Source organism: Pseudooceanicola sp. HF7 (assembly GCF_011806405.1).
Classification (GTDB): Bacteria; Pseudomonadota; Alphaproteobacteria; order Rhodobacterales; family Rhodobacteraceae; genus Pseudooceanicola.
Genome location: NZ_JAATOW010000013.1, coordinates 23,863 through 39,143, shown reverse-complemented (window position 1 = coordinate 39,143; position 15,281 = coordinate 23,863). Strand labels below are relative to the sequence as shown.

The 15,281-nt window shown below is 66.0% G+C and carries 8 protein-coding genes and 1 pseudogene; 5 read left to right on the top strand and 4 right to left on the bottom strand.

The window, feature by feature from the left end:
* Window positions 1-12 precede the first annotated feature (12 nt).
* Window positions 13-981 carry a TAXI family TRAP transporter solute-binding subunit gene (locus HCZ97_RS09645; RefSeq protein ID WP_167688498.1) on the bottom strand — a complete coding sequence of 323 codons (969 nt, stop codon included), beginning with the start codon at window positions 979-981 and terminating at the stop codon, window positions 13-15.
* A 53-nt stretch (window positions 982-1,034) separates the two neighbouring features.
* Complete coding sequence (locus tag HCZ97_RS09640) at window positions 1,035-1,880, bottom strand: MurR/RpiR family transcriptional regulator (protein ID WP_167688560.1); 846 nt, start codon at window positions 1,878-1,880, stop codon at window positions 1,035-1,037.
* A gap of 172 nt (window positions 1,881-2,052) precedes the next feature.
* Between HCZ97_RS09640 and HCZ97_RS09635 the strand changes: the two are divergent.
* From HCZ97_RS09635 to yaaA, 3 genes and pseudogenes are all read left to right on the top strand, one after another.
* Window positions 2,053-3,374, top strand: a pseudogene (locus HCZ97_RS09635) (aspartate aminotransferase family protein).
* Window positions 3,371-4,129 (top strand): 3-keto-5-aminohexanoate cleavage protein, encoded by a 759-nt coding sequence (locus HCZ97_RS09630; RefSeq protein WP_167688497.1) that lies wholly within the window; start codon window positions 3,371-3,373, stop codon window positions 4,127-4,129. The pseudogene HCZ97_RS09635 and the gene HCZ97_RS09630 overlap by 4 nt, the downstream one beginning before the upstream one ends.
* Before the next feature lie 156 nt (window positions 4,130-4,285).
* A complete protein-coding gene (gene yaaA, locus HCZ97_RS09625; protein WP_167688496.1) occupies window positions 4,286-5,059 on the top strand; it encodes a peroxide stress protein YaaA in 774 nt (257 codons plus the stop codon).
* Here the strand turns inward: yaaA and HCZ97_RS09620 are convergent.
* Window positions 5,056-7,365, bottom strand: a complete 2,310-nt coding sequence (locus tag HCZ97_RS09620) for a response regulator (RefSeq protein ID WP_167688495.1) — start codon at window positions 7,363-7,365, stop codon at window positions 5,056-5,058. The genes yaaA and HCZ97_RS09620 overlap by 4 nt on opposite strands.
* 151 nt (window positions 7,366-7,516) lie before the next feature.
* Between HCZ97_RS09620 and HCZ97_RS09615 the strand changes: the two genes are divergently transcribed.
* Together HCZ97_RS09615 and pbpC are read left to right on the top strand one after the other, a co-directional pair.
* On the top strand, window positions 7,517-12,949 hold the full coding sequence (locus tag HCZ97_RS09615) for an alpha-2-macroglobulin family protein (RefSeq protein ID WP_167688494.1): 5,433 nt from the start codon (window positions 7,517-7,519) through the stop codon (window positions 12,947-12,949).
* A 62-nt stretch (window positions 12,950-13,011) separates the two neighbouring features.
* Window positions 13,012-14,982, top strand: a complete 1,971-nt coding sequence (gene pbpC, locus HCZ97_RS09610) for a penicillin-binding protein 1C (protein ID WP_254871450.1) — start codon at window positions 13,012-13,014, stop codon at window positions 14,980-14,982.
* On the opposite strand, the gene HCZ97_RS09605 is transcribed toward pbpC, so the two are convergent.
* Window positions 14,979-15,239 (bottom strand): hypothetical protein, encoded by a 261-nt coding sequence (locus HCZ97_RS09605; protein ID WP_167688492.1) that lies wholly within the window; start codon window positions 15,237-15,239, stop codon window positions 14,979-14,981. The two genes, pbpC and HCZ97_RS09605, sit on opposite strands and share 4 nt — an antisense overlap.
* Between the last annotated feature and the right edge of the window lie 42 nt (window positions 15,240-15,281).

Here is a 15,281-nt window from a genome sequence, read left to right as displayed (position 1 = left end):
AACCAGACAGGTTTATTCCATCCAGCCTTTTTCGGTGTAGTACTTCTCTGCTCCGTCATGCAGCGGGGCAGAGAGACCGTCCTTGATCATCTCTTCCTCTTTCAGGTTCGCGAAGGCGGGGTGCAGGCCCTTGAAGTCTTCGAAGTTCTCGAAGACCGAAGAGACAACGGCGTAGACCGCTTCATCGGAGACATTCGAAGAGGTGACGAAGGTCGCGCCCACACCGAAGGTGGTCACGTCTTCATCATTGCCCCGGTACATGCCGCCGGGGATGGTGGCGACGCGGTAGAAGGGGTTGTCCGCGACAAGCTGCTCGACCTCGGGACCGGCCACTTCGACCAGGACGGAGTCACAGGCGGTGGTGGCTTCCTGGATGGAGCCGGAGGGGTGGCCGACGGTGTAGACCATCGCGTCGATCTGGTTGTCGCAGAGCGCCGCGGATTGCTCGGCCGCCTTCAGCTCGGTCGCCAGGGCGAAGTCGTCGGTGGTCCAGCCCTTGGCATCCATCAGCACTTCCATCGTGCCGCGCTGGCCGGAGCCGGGGTTGCCGATGTTGACGCGCTTGCCCTTTAGGTCGTCGAAGGTCGTGATGCCGGCATCTGCGCGGGCCACCACGGTGAAGGGTTCCGGATGCACGGAGAAGACCGCGCGCAGCTCCTCGAAGGGGCCGGAGCTTTCGAAGGAGGAGGTGCCGTTGTAGGCATGGTACTGCCAGTCGGACTGGGCCACGCCGAACTCAAGCTCGCCCGCCCGGATGGTCTCCAGGTTGTAGACGGAGCCGCCGGTGGATTCGACGGAGCAGCGGATGCCGTGTTCCTTGCGGCCCTTGTTCACCAGGCGGCAGATCGCGCCCCCGGTGGGATAATAGACGCCGGTCACGCCGCCGGTGCCGATGGTGATGAACTCTTCCGCCGCAGCGGGCCCGGCCAGCATGGCCGAGGCAGCAAGGGCGGTCAGGCCCGTCTTGATCTGGATGGTCATTTTCAGACTCCCGTTGGTTGCTTGGGTTGGTCCCGGGCAGGGCCCGGGCGTTTCTATCGGTCCAGAACCTCCCCCAGGGCGCGGTTCTGGCGTTCGATCTCTGATATCCTCATCGAGGTTTCCGGGCCGGACAGCTTGGCCACCATGGCCATGATCGTCTCAAGCAGGAAGACGGTGGCAACATAAGAGGAAAAGAAGTTCGGGCTTTCGCTGGGCACGATGAAGCCGCTGTCGGCATTGCGCAATGCAGGGCAGGCGTGGCTATCGGTGATGACGACCACGAAAGCGCCGCGGGCGCGGGCGGCCTCGGCGGCGCGCAGGGAAAGGGTGGCATAGGGCGGCTTGGTCACAACGACCAGCCCGTCGCCTGGTGCCAGGTCGGAAAAGGCACTGCCCAGCGAGGCACCCATGCGGCCCGTCAGCTCCCAGTTGTCACCCAGGAACTTGCCCATGTAGCCGGCGTATTCGGCAATCCCGGTAGAGCCGAGCGCGCCCATGATCAGGACCTTGCGCGCCGCGGACAGGGTTTCCACGGTGTGATCCAGCTTGGCGGGGTCGATGCTGGCCGACAGGAGCGCCAGGTTGCCCTCGACAGCCGTGAGGGAGCGCTCAAGAAAGGCATGCACCCCTTCGTCCCGCGTTCGGCGCAGCCCTTCTGCCCGGCTGGCAAAGGAGGACACGCGGCGGCCCAGTTCGGCGCGCAATGCCTCTCTGAGTTGCTCGAAGCTTTCGTAATCCAGGGCACGGGCGAGGCGGGAAAAGGTGGCCGGCGCCATGCCGCTGTCATCGGCCACGGCGCGCAGGGAACGGGTTGCAGCATCCAGCGGATTCGCCGCGAGGTGATCCCCCGCTTCCTGCAGACGCGCAGAGAGCTGGGTATATTTCTCGGCAAGCCGCATTTCGAAACCGGGCTGCAAATGACACCTCCCACGTGCGTTCCCCATGAGTCTTTGCTCAATTGTAGGGCGAGTCCATGTGTTTCAAGTGTTTCAACTCTTGTCAATGATTGAGACATATGTTTCGCATTTCGGAAGGGCGCGCTGCCATGCGGGCCGAACCCGGAGGCCAGCCATGTCCCACGTTTTCCACCGTCAGTGCCGCAGCACTCCGCCCCGCGCCGTACGTGGGGAGGGGCCTATATCTTTGACGATGCCGGCAAGCGCTACCTGGATGGTTCGGGCGGCGCGGCGGTCTCCTGTCTTGGGCATTCCGATCCGGAGGTGATCGCGGCGATCAGGGCGCAGCTGGATGTGCTGCCCTATGCCCATACCGGGTTCTTCACTTCGGACCCGGCGGAAAGCCTGGCGGACCGGCTGGTATCGCTGGCTCCGGAGGGGATCGCGCGGGTCTATTTCGGCTCCGGCGGATCGGAGGCGGTGGAGACCGCCCTGAAGATGGCGCGGCAGTATTTCGTCGAGGTCGGTCAGCCGGAGCGGGTGAACTTCATCGCCCGCCGGCAAAGCTATCATGGCAATACGCTGGGGGCCCTGTCGGCTGGGGGCAACGCATGGCGCAAGCGCCCCTTCGCGCCGATCCTGCCGCAAAGCCACCACATCGACCCCTGCTATCCCTACCGGTTGCAGCATGAGGGCGAGAGCCCCGAGGCTTATGGCCTGCGCGCCGCCAACCTGCTGGAGGAAGAGATCCAGCGGCTGGGCCCCGAAACCGTCATTGCCTTCATCGCGGAGCCGGTCGTGGGGGCCACCATGGGCGCGGTGCCGGCGGCGCCGGGCTACTTCCGGCGCATCCGTGAGATCTGTGATCGCCACGGTATTCTGCTGATCCTGGACGAGGTCATGTGCGGCATGGGCCGGACCGGGCATCTGTTCGCCTGTGAAGTGGACGGGATCGCGCCGGATATCATCACCGTGGCCAAGGGCCTGGGGGCGGGTTACCAGCCGATCGGGGCAACGCTGTGCAGTGACCGTATCCATGAAGCCTTCGTGCAGGGCAGCGGGTTCTTCCAGCATGGTCACACCTACATGGGCCATCCCACTGCCGCCGCAGCGGCAGATGTTGTGGTGCGCAAGCTCTCCGAAGGGGGGCTGACGGCGCGTGCGGCCCGGGTCGGTGACAGGCTGGATGCCGCGCTGAAGGAGGCTTTCGGCCAGCATCCCAATATCGGTGACATCCGCGGGCGCGGCATGTTCCGGGGACTGGAGATCGTGGCAGACCGGGCCACGAAGGCGCCCTTCGATCCCGCGCTTGGCATCAACAAGAAGATCAAGGCAGCCGCTTTCGAGGCGGGCCTGATCTGTTATCCGATGGGGGGCACGATCGACGGCCAGCGGGGCGATCACGTTTTGCTGGCACCCCCCTTCATCCTTGAGGACGCGCAGATCGCGGAGCTGGTCGACAAGCTTTCGACAGCTTTCGGCAGGACGCTTGCATGAGACTGCCGCGCCTGATGGTCGCTCCGAACGGGGCGACGAAGACCCGGGCGGACCACCCGGCGCTGCCACTGACCCTGGATGAGGTCACCCGGACGGCCCTTTCCTGCCAGCAGGCGGGGGCAGAGGGCCTGCACCTGCACCTGCGCGATGCGGCGGGCGGTCACCTTCTGGACGCTGGCGCCTATAGAGAGGCGCTTGCCCATTTGTCTGCGGCCGTGCCTGGAATGGCCTTGCAGATCACCACGGAAGCGGCCGGCATCTATGATCCGCCCCTGCAACGCGCGGTCGCGCTGGAAAGCGGCTGCGCCATGGTCTCTGTCGCGCTGCGGGAATTGCTGCGCGACACGGAAGAGGCGACGGGGCAGTTTTACCAGACCTGCGCGGATCAGGGCATTTTCGTGCAGCACATCCTATACGCGCGGGAGGACGCAGAGACATTGGCGCGCCTGCTGCCTGAGGCGCTTCTGCAGGATCCCGATCTGCAATTGCTTTTCGTGTTGGGGCGGTACGTGGCGGGTCAGACCTCTACCCCGGCGATGCTAGATCCCTTTAGCGACTGGCTGGCACAGGCTGGGATCGCGCCTGACTGGGCTGTGTGCGCCTTTGGTCAGGGAGAGACCGAGTGCCTGCTGGCGGCCGACGCCGTTGGCGGCAAGCTGCGGGTTGGGTTCGAAAATTCTCTGGTCGACGCGCAGGGCGTGACAGCCCCCGACAATGCCGCGCGGGTGGCCGCGATCCGGTCGCTGATCGCCTGAGACCAGGCGGAAGTGGTTTGCGACAAGACCCGCCGCCTGATGACGTGAAGGCCGATGGGACCACTTGCCTTTGACACTTTAAATCCATTCTAAAATCGGGCATCACCTTCGTGATACGCGGCTGCACACAGCCGAAGACGGACAAGAGGGCGTGGAATGCTGATCGTGATCTCTCCTGCGAAACGGCTCGACTGGGCCGAACGCGACCTTGAAATGACCGAGCCTGATTTCGGTCGTGAATCCCGCAGCCTTGCCGCGACCATGCGGCAGAAAAGCCTGAAGGATCTGCGCGAGCTGATGGATCTTTCAGAGGATCTGGCCAAGCTGAACCGCGACCGTTTCCGTGATTTCCAGGACGCGCCTGACGCAGAGGCGCTACGCCCCGCGGTGCTGGCCTTCGCCGGTGATACCTACCAGGGGCTCGAAGCACAGACGCTGGACAGCGAAGAGATGTCCTGGACGCAAGAGCATCTGCGCATTCTTTCAGGTCTTTACGGCGTGCTGCGTCCGCTCGACGGCATTCAGCCCTACCGGCTGGAAATGGGCACCCGCCTGAAGACCCGGCGTGGCACCAATCTGTATCAGTACTGGCGCGACGAGCCTGCCAAGGCGCTGAACGCCCAGGCGGAAGAGGTCGGGACCGAGTTCCTGGTCAATTGCGCCAGCCAGGAATACTTCGGTGCGGTCGACCAGTCCAAGCTGGACCTCAAGGTGATCACGCCGGTCTTCCTGGATACGGTCAAGGGCCGCGAGAAGGTCATCAGCTTCAATGCCAAGCGTGCCCGTGGCGCGATGGCGCGGTTCATCGTGACCCACCGGCTGACCACGGTCGACGGGCTGAAGGATTTTGACAGCGGGGGGTATGAATTCCAGCCCGACCGGTCGACCGAAACGGAGCTGATCTTCCTGCGCGACGCGAGCCGCAGCTAGGCCCCTTCTGCGCGGGGAAGTTCCGGATCATCCTTCGGCGCGGGCAGGTCATCCAGTGGCGGTTCCTCCGCTTGTGGGGGGCTCACCTCAAGTGGCGCGGCTTCGGGCGCGTCCTCCTGGCGTGGGTGGAACGGCGGGCGCAGCTCTTTCGGTGTGACGCTTGCCAGCCGGTCCAGAACATCGGTCTTGCGCAGGGGCTTGGGCAGGTAATCATCCAGCCCATCGGCCAGGAAACGTTCTGAATCGCCTTCCAGGGCATGGGCCGTCATTGCGATGATGGGCACATGCCCGCCGCTTTCCTGTTCTTCCTGGCGGATCAGCTGGGTGGCCTCTTTCCCGTCCATGCCGGGCATGGAGATATCCATGAAGATCACGTCGGGGGCCCACTCCATGTAGATTTCCACTGCCTCTGCGCCATTTGTCGCGAAGCGCAGGTCGATATCGGCCCCTGCAAGGAATTTCTCGAAAACAAGGCGGTTGGTGCGGTTGTCCTCTGCCGCCAGAACGCGACAGCGCCGTCCCTTCACCGGTTCCGGAGCAGCTTCCAGCGCAGGGGCTTCAGGGGCCGCACGTTCATCCGGCTTGGTCTCGTGCAGGGTGCGCAGGACCCGGAAAAGATCATCGCGCAGCATCGGGCGTTGCAGGATCGCGTGGAGGTGGCGCCGGGCCGGGTCCATTTCCGCGAAATGAACCGCGGGGCTGAGCAGGATGATGGGCGCCTGGTGGCCACGCTCGCGGATCGCCTCTGCCAGCTCCAGACCGTCCATTTCTTCCATGTTGTGATCGGTCAGCACCAGCTCCACCGTCTCATCCAGCATTTCCAGCGCCTCGGCACCGCTGCGGCAGGTGACCGTTTCCGCCCCCAGCAGATCAAGCTGCTTTTCGAGGATGGAGACCTGCAGGGGGCTGTCGTCCACGATCATCACACGCCCAAGATGGGGCATCTGTTCCGGCCCGGGGGCCGCGGGTTCGGCCAGCGGCAGGCTGAGGCGGAAGCCGAAGGCGGAACCGCGCCCAAGCTCGCTGTCGACCCAGATCCTGCCGCCCATCAATTCGATCAGGCGCTGAGAAATGGCCAGGCCCAGCCCGGTGCCTTCGAACTGGCGGCTCCGGTCGCTTTCGACCTGGGTGAATTCACCGAAGATCAGCTCTGCCTTCTCCGGCGCGATGCCGATGCCGGTGTCCTCCACCGTCACCGTGATATCGGTCATGTCGCTTTCGCCGCAGGGCAGGCCGATGACCCGGACCAGCACGTGCCCCTTGGCCGTGAACTTGACGGCATTGCCCATGAGGTTGGTCAGGACCTGACGCAGCCGACCCGGATCGCCCACGAAGCTGGTGGGGGTGAACAGGTCGTAATCCAACAGCAGGGTCAGCCCCTTGTCCCGCGCAGAAGGTTGCAGCAGCAGCATCACCTCGTGCAGGCAGCTTTCCAGGTCGAATGGGCGGGGGTGAAGCTCCAGCTTGTCTGCTTCGATCTTGGAGTAATCCAGCACGTCGTTGATGATGACCAGCAGGGCCTCTCCGGAAGAGCGGATCGTGTCGACGTAAAGCTTCTGTTCGTCGCTGAGCGGCGTGTCCCCCAGCAGATCCGCCATCCCGACCACGCCGTTCATGGGGGTGCGGATTTCATGGCTCATGTTGGCAAGGAAGGTGGACTTGGCGCGATTGGCGGCCTCTGCCCGAATGCGGGCATCGCGCAGCCGGCTTTCGTAGCGGACGGTCCCGGTGATGTTCAGCGCCAGCGTGACGATATCCCCATCATGGCCGCGCTGATCCAGAAGTTTGATGTATTGGCCGTTCCAAAGGCGGATGACAGAGGGTTCGGGATTGGGGCTTTGCCAGCGTTTCAGCATGTCCTGGCGCCAGTCCTGCGCCGACAGGTCGCCGATGTCGATGATACCCTCCTCCGTGGCAAGCTGGAGCGTCCGGATGTAGCTGACCCCGGGCGCGATCTCTTCCAGGTCCTCGAAGACCTTGAGCCAAGCCTGGTTGGCCGCGATCATACGCCCCTCCTGATCCCAGAAGGCAAACCCGTCCTGGAAGGTCTCGATCGACAGCCAGAGACGGCGCTCTGCCACCTCGATCCGCTGGTTGGCGGCAGAGAGGTCCGATTTCACCTTCTCATGCGCGGAAAGCACCGTTTCCACTTCGGCGCGTTGTTCACTGATCTGTTCGGACAGCAAGCGGGCATGGCGCCCCAGCTTGCGGTTCGCGGCATGAAGCTCCGCCTGCTTTTGCTCCAGCAGTCGCTCTGCGGCCAGGCGCGCGCGACGTTCTTCCGCCAGTTTGCTGGCCAGGCTCATACTGGTTTCTCCATTCCCGCCACAGGCGTCAGGCAATTAACCTCCGGAAACTTGATGAAAATTCGGTTTAAGAAACACATTGTGATGAGCGCTTTCTTGCTTGAAGCGCGCTTTGCGTGTGAAGCTCTGAGAAGTTCGAAGGAGTTGTTCCATGCATTTTGTCCGCGCGCTCGTGCTGAGCATTCTCTCAGCCGTACCAATGGGGTTGCAGGCGCAAACGCCTGACCCGCTGCCCCAGAAACGGGTGACCGTCCAGGCGGACATGGATCTGGCGGGGCAGGATCTGCAGCAGATTTTCGACACCACGCCCCAGGCCTGCCAGGCGGCCTGTTTCGCGGATCCCGCCTGCACGGCGCTGACCTTCAACCGGCGGAACAATTCCTGCTTTCCCAAGGCAAACGTGACCGGCGCCAGCCCCTATGAGGACGCTGTTTCCGCAAGGGTCTTGCCCATCTCGGCGCAGCTCCGGGACCAGGCGCGCAGCCGTGCAGAGGAACTCGGCTTCCTTGGCGCCAGCAGGATCGAGGCCGCGCGCGATCTGGCCGCAACCCTGCCCTGGCTCGCGGCGGCGGTCGACCAGGATGCCGACCTTCTGCGCCGGCGCGCCAATGAGGCGGTCAACGCCATGCGCATGGAAGAGGCGCTGCGCCTGATGAGCGCCGCGGTCGCCCTGACCGATATGCCCGAGGACTGGGACACGCTGGCCCGCCTGCTGCTGGCCCAAGAGGAAGGGGATAGTGCCACGCTGGCAGCGCACCGGGCGCGGGCGCTTTCGGCCTCCGTCAATTCCTACCTGCGTGCGCCGGGCGATGCGGCCCGTGCCCAGGCCCTGTTCACCATGGCCCGCGCCCTGCGCAGCCTGGATGAAGGCGCCGCGATGATTCCCGCGCTGACTCTTGGGCAGAACCTGTCCAACCGGGCCGATATCGCCGAACTGCGCGTCGAGGCGGAAGCGCTCTTCGGGTTCCGCATCACCGATGACGAGGTTCAGGCCAATCGGGCGGAGCCACGGCTGTGCGTGACCTTCTCTGCCGGGCTGGCCAAGTCCGGTGTGGAGTATTCGACCTACCTGCGCCTGCCCGATCCTGCCATGGCCGTGGAGGCCAGCGGGAACGAGCTTTGCGTGACCGGGGGCGAACACGGGCGCAGCTACACGATCACCTACCGCGCTGGTTTGCCGGGCGCGGATGGCCAGCAACTGGCCAAGGATGTCGAGATCCGCGCCTATGTGCCGGATCGCGACCCCACAGCGCATTTCCCCGGACGTGGCTATGTCCTGCCTCGCAGCGCCGATGCCGCCCTTCCGGTCGATACGGTGAACCTGGATCAGCTGGACCTCACGCTCTACCGCGTGACCGAGCGCAACATCGTGCGCGCAATGCAGGAGGACTTCTTTGCCTCGGACCTGCAAAACTGGTCCGCGCAGAGCTTCTCTGAAGAGATCGCGCAACAGGTCTGGACCGGCACGGCAGAGCTGCGCAAGGAACGCAATCGCACGGTCACAACCAGACTCCCCATGGCAGAGGCTCTGGCTGGTCAGGCGCCGGGCATCTACGCCCTGCGTGCCGATGTGCCGGGGGATGACGAATATGCCTATGCCATGCAGTGGTTCGTGCTCACCGACCTTGGGCTGACGACCATGACGGGCACCGACGGGATGCATGTTGCCGTGCGCGGGCTGGCCGATGCCGCCGCGCGGGAAGAGGTGACGCTGACCCTGCTTTCCAATGCCAACGCGGTTCTGGGGATTGCCCAGACCGATGCCACGGGTCTGGCCAGCTTCGGGGCTGGCCTGTTGCGCGGAACCGGCGGGGCGGCACCGGCCTCGGTCATCGCGCAGAAGGGCGATGACCTGGCTTTCCTTTCCCTCACGGGGCCTGCCTTCGACCTTTCTGATCGCGGGGTGGAGGGGCGCGCCCCTGCCGCCGCGATCGACATGTTCCTGGCCACGGACCGTGGCGCCTATCGCGCCGGAGAGGTCATTCACCTGACCGCCCTTGCCCGTGACGGCACGGCGCGCGCCATCGATGACCTGCCGGTGACGGCGATCCTTTATCGCCCCGACGGCGTGGAATATGCCCGCCTCAGCCGCCCCTCGGGACAGGCGGGGGGCTATGTCTTCGATTTCCCGGTGGGCGCGAATGTGACCCGGGGAAGCTGGCGGATCGACGTCAAATCGGACCTGGACGCCCCGGCGCTGGCCTCTGAAACCGTGCTGGTAGAGGATTTCCTGCCAGAGCGGCTCGATTTCGAGATCGCCTTGCCGGACGGCCCGCTCACGCAGCGCCAGTCCATTCCGCTCAGCCTTGAAGCCCGCTACCTGTTCGGCGCGCCCGCCGCAGAGTTGGAGGCAGATGGCGACGTGCGCCTGACGCCCATCTCGCAGCTCGACGGCTATCCGGGCTACCGTTTTGGCCAGTACGACAGCGAGGCAGGCGGCGATCGGGAGTATTTCTCGCTGCCGGCAACGGATGCGGCTGGGCTGACAGAGACCTCCGTGACCTTCGCGGATTACCAGCCGGATTACGCGGTCCCGGCAGAGGCGCGGTTCACCGTCTCCGTCCGGGAGGGCTCGGGGCGGCCGGTCGAACGCAGCGCGACGCGGATCGTCGCGCCGGATGCCCCGGTGATCGGTATCCGCGCCCAGCAGGACGATGTGCCCGAAGGCGGAGAGGCCGTCTTTGACCTGATCGCCCTGGGCACAGACCTGGCGCCGACCGCGCTTGAGGCACATTACACGATCAACCGCGTGACCACGCGCTACCAATGGTACCGGCAGTGGGGCGAATGGCAGTGGGAGGCCTTCACCACCCGCACACCGGTGGCCGAAGGCGACGTGACGCTTGGCTCCGATCCGGTGACCGTCTCCGCCCAAGTCGACTGGGGACAGTATGAGATCGTGGCAGAAAGCCGGGATGGCAGCCGAACGATCTCCAGCGCGGATTTCCATGCCGGCTGGTATGTCCCGGCCGATGTGACCACCACGCCGGACATGCTGGATGTCTCCCTGGATGCGACGCAGTACCGTATCGGGGAAACGGCGACCCTGCGCATCGTGCCGCGTTACGCGGGCACGGCGCTGGTGTCGGTCATGTCCAACCGGCTGATCGACATGAAGATCGTCGAGGTCGCGGAGGGCAGCAACGAAGTCACTCTGCCCGTCACGGAAGATTGGGGGGCGGGGGCCTATGTCTCTGCCACTGTGCTGCGGCCCATGGACGTGGCGGCGGGCCATAACCCGGCTCGTGCGCTCGGCTTGTCCTATGCAAAGGTCGATCCCGGTGCAAAGGCGCTCTCGGCACGCTTCGAGGCCCCGGCAGAGGCCGATCCCCGTGGACCGCTGAACGCCGTTCTGCACGTGGATGGCGTGGCAGAGGGTGAGACCGCCTATGCGACGATTGCGGCTGTCGACCTGGGCATCCTGAACCTGACCAGCTTTGAAACACCGGATCCGCAGGCCCATTTCTTCGGCCAGCGGCGCCTTGGCGTTGAGTTGCGCGATCTTTACGGGCGGCTCATCGATGGGCTTCAGGGGGAAATGGGGCGCATCCGCTCTGGTGGCGATGCGGCCATGCGCAGAACCGACAGCCCGCCGCCGACAGAGGAGCTGGTCGCCTACTTCACCGGCCCGGTCGAGGTTGGGGCAGATGGTACGGCCTCTGTCAGCTTCGACATCCCCGATTTCAACGGCACTGTTCGCCTCATGGCGCTGACCTGGACGCAAACCGGCATCGGCAGCGCAGAGGCAGATGTGCTGGTGCGCGACCCGGTGGTCATGACGGCCTCCTTGCCGCGCTTCCTGGCACCGGGGGACCGCTCCTCCATGCTGATAGAGGTGCAGCATGTCACCGGTCCTGCCGGTCAGGTGCAGCTGGCCCTGGAAAGCGGCGGGCTGATGATGGACGGCACGACGTTGCCAGCCAGCTTCGAACTGCCGCAAGAGGGTAAGCGTAGTTTCCGTCTGCCCGTTTCCGCGTCCGAGGCCGGGGATTACCCGTTGTCCCTCACCCTCACCACCCCGGCGGGAGAGGTGCTGACCAAGACGCTGACCCTTGGCGTGCGCCGCTATGCGCCCGAGGTTGCCCTGACAAGCCGCTTCGAGCTTGAGCCGGGCAGCACCTTCACGCTGGATTCGACCGCCTTCGATGGGCTGCATGCCGATACAGCACGTGCGGTCATCTCAACCGGGACGCTGGCGGAATACGATGTGCCGGGGCTCATGGCCTTCCTGGACAGCTACCCCTACGGCTGCACGGAACAGATGACCTCGCGCGCGCTGCCGCTGCTCAGCCTGTCTTCGGTCGCGCAGGAGCTGGGGCAGGTCACTGCCGCCAGCCTGGAAGCCGAAGTCTCTGACGCGATCACGGCGATCCTGGCACGGCAGGGCACGAACGGGGGCTTTGACCTTTGGCCGGGCAGCGAAGGCGGGGCCTGGCTGGATGCCTATGTGACCGATTTCCTTTCGCGTGCGCGGCTGGCCGGCTACGCGGTTCCGGATCTGGCCTTCTCCCGCGCGCTCAACAACCTGCGCAACAAGGTCAACTATGCCTCCGATTTCACGCGGAATGAGAATGGCGGGGGGGCGGACCTGGCCTATGCGCTGATGGTCCTTGCGCGCGAGGGCGCGGCCTCTGTCGGGGACCTGCGCTATTATGCGGACGTGAAGGCGGGGGACTTTTCCACCCCGCTGGCGCTGGCGCAGCTTGGCGCGGCACTTGCCTCTTACGGGGATCAGGTCCGCGCGGATACGCTGTTTGCCGCGTCAGAGGCGCTGTTGTCCGAAAGGGCGGCCCTGCCTGAGGAACGTCTGTTCCGCGCTGATTTCGGCACGGACCTGCGCGACACCGCCGGGCTGCTGGCCCTGGCGCGCGAAGCAGGCAGCACGGCGGTGAACCAGTCCGTGCTGTCCGGGCGCCTGGCGCAGGCCGATGGCCCCTTCTCCACCCAGGAAAGCGCCTGGACCCTGCTGGCGGCCAGCGCCGCCGAACAGGCCATCAGCCAGCTCAGCGTGGATGGCGTGGCCCAGGACGGCCCGGCGATCCGGGTGCTTGAGAACACGGGCACACCGATCCCCATCCGAAACGAGGGCGCGACGCCGGTGCAGCTGACCTTCACCGCGATCGGCATTCCAGAAGGGCCGATCACGGCGGGGGGCAACGGGTATTCCATTCGTCGGGATTACTACACGCTGGACGGCACGCGGGTTTCGCCCGATGGGGCCGGGTCGGGCGAGCGGCTTGTCACCGTTCTGACCGTCGTGCCCTACGGCAAGGGCGGCGGGCGCCTGATGGTGCGGGATCGCCTTCCCGCCGGGTTCGAGATCGACAACCCGCGCCTGTTCCGCTCCGGCGAATTGAGCGGCTTCGACTGGCTTGAGACCGCAGCGGCCGAGCATTCGGAATTCCTGTCCGAAGGGTTCCGTGCGGCGGTCGACTGGCGGTCCGAAGACGCCTTCCGCCTGGCCTATGTGGTCCGCGCGGTCACGCCGGGGGATTACGCCCACCCACCCGCCTCGGTCGAGGACATGTACCGCCCGAACTTCCGCGCCAATTCAGAGGCAGGGCGGATAACGGTGACCGAATGAGTCGCCGAGGCGGCAGCCTTCTTGGACTGGCGGTTGCGCTGGCCCTTGGGCTGGCCGGGGCCATGGACGCGGGGCGGGACTGGGTGGCGCGCACCGACCTGCCGCCGCTCAGCCCGCCGCTTTCGGCAGAAATGCGGGGGGCAGAGGGGGCGCTTCTGCGGGTCTACACGGTCGAGGATGGTCGCTGGCGGCTGGATCCGGGGGCGGTGGATCCGCTCTATACCCGGATGCTCATCGCCTATGAGGATGGCCGTTTCCAGGCGCATGGCGGGGTCGATCCCTGGGCCATGGGGCGGGCCGCCTGGCAGGCGGTGACATCGGGGGGTGTCGTCTCTGGCGCCTCCACGCTGACCATGCAGGTCGCCCGCCTGCTTGAAGACAGCGGCACCGGGCGTTGGGCCGGCAAGCTGCGCCAGATCCGCGTGGCGCTGGCGCTGGAACAGCGCCTGACCAAGGCAGAGATCCTGCAGCTCTACTTCCGCCTGGCACCCATGGGCGGCAACCTAGAAGGCATCCGGGCCGCGACGCTGAGCTACTTCGGCAAGGAGCCCGCCCGCCTGACCCCGGCAGAGGCCGCGCTGCTGGTGTCCCTGCCTCAATCGCCAGAAGCCCGGCGCCCCGACCGCGCACCAGCCCTGGCGCAGGCCGCGCGGGACCGTGTGCTGGCCCGGCTCGCGCAGAATGGCGTGCTGGATGAAGAGAGTGCGCAGGCAGCCCTGGCAGAGCCGGTGCCGCGCACGCGGCGGCCCTTCCCCGCACTTGCCCCGCACCTGACGGACCGCATCCACCGCGAGGATCCCGGCGCCCTGGTCAGCCAGTTGACCCTGGACGCCGATCTTCAGGCACGGTTGGAGGCGCTCGCCGCCCGCACCCTTCAGGGGGAAACGCGCGCTCTCTCCCTGGCCATCCTTGTCGCGGATCACCGAAGCGGAGAGATCCTGGCCTCTGTCGGCTCGCGCGGCTTTGCGCCTGAAGGGCAGGGCTACGTGGACATGACCCGCGCCCTGCGCTCACCCGGGTCGACCCTGAAGCCGCTGATCTATGCGCTGGCCTTCGATCGCGGGTTGGCGAATCCCGAGACGCTGATCGATGACCGCCCCACGGATTTCTCCGGCTACAGGCCCGGCAATTTCGATGGTCGGTTTCATGGACCGGTCAGCGCGGCAGAGGCCTTGCGGTTGTCGCTGAACCTGCCCGCCGTGCTGCTGACAGAGGCGCTTGGCCCCGCCAACCTGATGGCCGGTCTGCGCCGGGCGGGGGTTGAACCTGTCTTGCCCGGCGGCGCTCCCGGGCTGGCGATTGCCCTTGGCGGGCTGGGCGTCACGCTTGAGGATCTGGTGCAGCTCTATGCGGGCCTGGCGCAGGGTGGTGAGGCGCGCCTGTTGTCGGCGCGACCCGCTGCGGCCGTGTCCGGCCAGCGGATCACCTCTGCGCCGGCTGCCTGGCAGGTGGGGGATATCCTGTCCGGCCTTGCCCCGCCGCCGGGCGCGCCGCGCAACCGGCTGGCCTACAAGACCGGCACCTCCTACGGGCACCGGGATGCCTGGGCCCTGGGGTTTGACGGGGCGCATGTGGTGGGTGTCTGGGTCGGGCGGCCCGACGGTTCGCCTGTGCCCGGTGCTTTCGGTGGCGACACTGCCGCGCCGATCCTGTTCGAGGCCTTCCAGCACCTGGGAACAGAGCTTGTCCCGCTTGCCCCGCCGCCACCCGAAACCCTGATCGCGCCAAACGCCCTGTTGCCCGTGCCACTGCGCACCTTTCGCCGGCGTGGAGAGGCCGGGCCGCTGGATGGCACGGCCCCGCAGCTGGCCTTTCCGCCCGACGGAGCGCTGGTCTCTCTCGACGGTGGCGCACTGCCGGTTCGGGTTCGTCGGGGGACACCGCCCTTCACTTGGCTGGTCAACGGGGCGCCGGTCGTGCGGGGCGATCGGCGGGCCGAGGCGCTGTTGCGGGGCATGGAGCCGGGCTTTGCCGATGTGGCCGTGGTCGATGCAGAGGGGCGCTCTGCCCGCGCATCGATCCGGCTGGATTAGGGCTGCGGCGGAAGCTTTCGGATCAGGCCCAGAAGCAGCAGGCCGATCATGGTCCCGTTCAGCAGGTGCCAAATGAAATGGGTACCGATGGCCCGCGTGGCCTCGCAGCTGGCAAGGTCCATGCTGCGGAAGGCGAGCGAGGCCAGGAAGGCCTGCGCGGCGCCAAAGACATACCAGCGGATCGCGCATTGCCCCGCTGGTGAAGGGCACGGGCCGCCACCAGGCGGCCAGCAGGAAGACGAGGTTGGTCCAGGCATGCAGCGGTTCGTTCCGGAACCTGGGCGCGCTGCGTTCGCAGT

What these genes read in the sequence shown, in the direction of transcription:
- HCZ97_RS09645 (WP_167688498.1), bottom strand. Translation starts at nt 981, where the DNA reads ATGACCATCCAGATCAAGACGGGCCTGACCGCCCTTGCTGCCTCGGCC.
- HCZ97_RS09640 (WP_167688560.1), bottom strand. Translation starts at nt 1,880, where the DNA reads ATGCGGCTTGCCGAGAAATATACCCAGCTCTCTGCGCGTCTGCAGGAA.
- HCZ97_RS09630 (WP_167688497.1), top strand. Translation starts at nt 3,371, where the DNA reads ATGAGACTGCCGCGCCTGATGGTCGCTCCGAACGGGGCGACGAAGACC.
- yaaA (WP_167688496.1), top strand. Translation starts at nt 4,286, where the DNA reads ATGCTGATCGTGATCTCTCCTGCGAAACGGCTCGACTGGGCCGAACGC.
- HCZ97_RS09620 (WP_167688495.1), bottom strand. Translation starts at nt 7,365, where the DNA reads ATGAGCCTGGCCAGCAAACTGGCGGAAGAACGTCGCGCGCGCCTGGCC.
- HCZ97_RS09615 (WP_167688494.1), top strand. Translation starts at nt 7,517, where the DNA reads ATGCATTTTGTCCGCGCGCTCGTGCTGAGCATTCTCTCAGCCGTACCA.
- pbpC (WP_254871450.1), top strand. Translation starts at nt 13,012, where the DNA reads ATGGACGCGGGGCGGGACTGGGTGGCGCGCACCGACCTGCCGCCGCTC.
- HCZ97_RS09605 (WP_167688492.1), bottom strand. Translation starts at nt 15,239, where the DNA reads ATGCCTGGACCAACCTCGTCTTCCTGCTGGCCGCCTGGTGGCGGCCCG.